This window comes from Pseudomonas sp. RA_15y_Pfl1_P11, assembly GCF_963970975.1.
Taxonomy (GTDB): Bacteria; Pseudomonadota; Gammaproteobacteria; order Pseudomonadales; family Pseudomonadaceae; genus Aquipseudomonas; species Aquipseudomonas tritici.
This window is the reverse complement of record NZ_CAXAOY010000042.1, coordinates 1-3,095: the sequence shown is the minus strand read 5'-3', so window position 1 is coordinate 3,095 and position 3,095 is coordinate 1. Positions and strand designations below refer to the sequence as shown.

1 rRNA gene is annotated in these 3,095 nt (G+C 51.2%); it reads left to right on the top strand.

The features are described 5' to 3' along the window. The first annotated feature begins 105 nt into the window (after window positions 1-105). Window positions 106-2,997, top strand: a 23S ribosomal RNA gene (locus tag AACY44_RS27460). Window positions 2,998-3,095 lie beyond the last annotated feature (98 nt).

Here is a 3,095-nt window from a genome sequence, read left to right as displayed (position 1 = left end):
ACGGATCAGGCTAAGGTAAAATTTGTGAGTTACTCTGTATTGAGTATTATCGAATTTTCGGCGAATGTTGTCTTCACAGTATAACCAGATTGCTTGGGGTTATATGGTCAAGTGAAGAAGCGCATACGGTGGATGCCTTGGCAGTCAGAGGCGATGAAAGACGTGGTAGCCTGCGAAAAGCTTCGGGGAGTCGGCAAACAGACTTTGATCCGGAGATGTCTGAATGGGGGAACCCAGCCATCATAAGATGGTTACCTTACACTGAATACATAGGTGTATGGAGCGAACCAGGGGAACTGAAACATCTAAGTACCCTGAGGAAAAGAAATCAACCGAGATTCCCTTAGTAGTGGCGAGCGAACGGGGACTAGCCCTTAAGTGGCTTTGAGATTAGCGGAACGCTCTGGAAAGTGCGGCCATAGTGGGTGATAGCCCTGTACGCGAAAATCTCTTAGTCATGAAATCGAGTAGGACGGAGCACGAGAAACTTTGTCTGAATATGGGGGGACCATCCTCCAAGGCTAAATACTACTGACTGACCGATAGTGAACTAGTACCGTGAGGGAAAGGCGAAAAGAACCCCGGAGAGGGGAGTGAAATAGATCCTGAAACCGTATGCGTACAAGCAGTGGGAGCCCACTTTGTTGGGTGACTGCGTACCTTTTGTATAATGGGTCAGCGACTTATTTTCAGTGGCGAGCTTAACCGAATAGGGGAGGCGTAGCGAAAGCGAGTCTTAATAGGGCGTCTAGTCGCTGGGAATAGACCCGAAACCGGGCGATCTATCCATGGGCAGGTTGAAGGTTGGGTAACACTAACTGGAGGACCGAACCGACTACCGTTGAAAAGTTAGCGGATGACCTGTGGATCGGAGTGAAAGGCTAATCAAGCTCGGAGATAGCTGGTTCTCCTCGAAAGCTATTTAGGTAGCGCCTCATGTATCACTGTAGGGGGTAGAGCACTGTTTCGGCTAGGGGGTCATCCCGACTTACCAAACCGATGCAAACTCCGAATACCTACAAGTGCCGAGCATGGGAGACACACGGCGGGTGCTAACGTCCGTCGTGAAAAGGGAAACAACCCAGACCGTCAGCTAAGGTCCCAAAGTTATGGTTAAGTGGGAAACGATGTGGGAAGGCTTAGACAGCTAGGAGGTTGGCTTAGAAGCAGCCACCCTTTAAAGAAAGCGTAATAGCTCACTAGTCGAGTCGGCCTGCGCGGAAGATGTAACGGGGCTCAAACCATACACCGAAGCTACGGGTATCACTTAGGTGATGCGGTAGAGGAGCGTTCTGTAAGCCTGTGAAGGTGAGTTGAGAAGCTTGCTGGAGGTATCAGAAGTGCGAATGCTGACATGAGTAACGACAATGGGTGTGAAAAACACCCACGCCGAAAGACCAAGGTTTCCTGCGCAACGTTAATCGACGCAGGGTTAGTCGGTCCCTAAGGCGAGGCTGAAAAGCGTAGTCGATGGAAAACAGGTTAATATTCCTGTACTTCTGGTTATTGCGATGGAGGGACGGAGAAGGCTAGGCCAGCTTGGCGTTGGTTGTCCAAGTTTAAGGTGGTAGGCTGAGATCTTAGGTAAATCCGGGATCTTAAGGCCGAGAGCTGATGACGAGTTAACTTTTAGTTAACGAAGTGGTTGATGCCATGCTTCCAAGAAAAGCTTCTAAGCTTCAGGTAACCAGGAACCGTACCCCAAACCGACACAGGTGGTTGGGTAGAGAATACCAAGGCGCTTGAGAGAACTCGGGTGAAGGAACTAGGCAAAATGGCACCGTAACTTCGGGAGAAGGTGCGCCGGTGAGGGTGAAGGACTTGCTCCGTAAGCTCATGCCGGTCGAAGATACCAGGCCGCTGCGACTGTTTATTAAAAACACAGCACTCTGCAAACACGAAAGTGGACGTATAGGGTGTGACGCCTGCCCGGTGCCGGAAGGTTAATTGATGGGGTTAGCTAACGCGAAGCTCTTGATCGAAGCCCCGGTAAACGGCGGCCGTAACTATAACGGTCCTAAGGTAGCGAAATTCCTTGTCGGGTAAGTTCCGACCTGCACGAATGGCGTAACGATGGCGGCGCTGTCTCCACCCGAGACTCAGTGAAATTGAAATCGCTGTGAAGATGCAGTGTATCCGCGGCTAGACGGAAAGACCCCGTGAACCTTTACTATAGCTTTGCACTGGACTTTGAATTTGCTTGTGTAGGATAGGTGGGAGGCTTTGAAGCGTGGACGCCAGTCTGCGTGGAGCCAACCTTGAAATACCACCCTGGCAACTTTGAGGTTCTAACTCAGGTCCGTTATCCGGATCGAGGACAGTGTATGGTGGGTAGTTTGACTGGGGCGGTCTCCTCCTAAAGAGTAACGGAGGAGTACGAAGGTGCGCTCAGACCGGTCGGAAATCGGTCGTAGAGTATAAAGGCAAAAGCGCGCTTGACTGCGAGACAGACACGTCGAGCAGGTACGAAAGTAGGTCTTAGTGATCCGGTGGTTCTGTATGGAAGGGCCATCGCTCAACGGATAAAAGGTACTCCGGGGATAACAGGCTGATACCGCCCAAGAGTTCATATCGACGGCGGTGTTTGGCACCTCGATGTCGGCTCATCACATCCTGGGGCTGAAGCCGGTCCCAAGGGTATGGCTGTTCGCCATTTAAAGTGGTACGCGAGCTGGGTTTAGAACGTCGTGAGACAGTTCGGTCCCTATCTGCCGTGGACGTTTGAGATTTGAGAGGGGCTGCTCCTAGTACGAGAGGACCGGAGTGGACGAACCTCTGGTGTTCCGGTTGTCACGCCAGTGGCATTGCCGGGTAGCTATGTTCGGAATAGATAACCGCTGAAAGCATCTAAGCGGGAAACTAGCCTCAAGATGAGATCTCACTGGGACCTTGAGTCCCCTGAAGGGCCGTCGAAGACTACGACGTTGATAGGTTGGGTGTGTAAGCGCTGTGAGGCGTTGAGCTAACCAATACTAATTGCCCGTGAGGCTTGACCATATAACACCCAAGCAATTTGACTACTCTAACGAGCATCAGATTGCGGTGTGTGAAGACGATAGAACCGAAAGTTCGATCTCACGAAAACACCGAAAGCT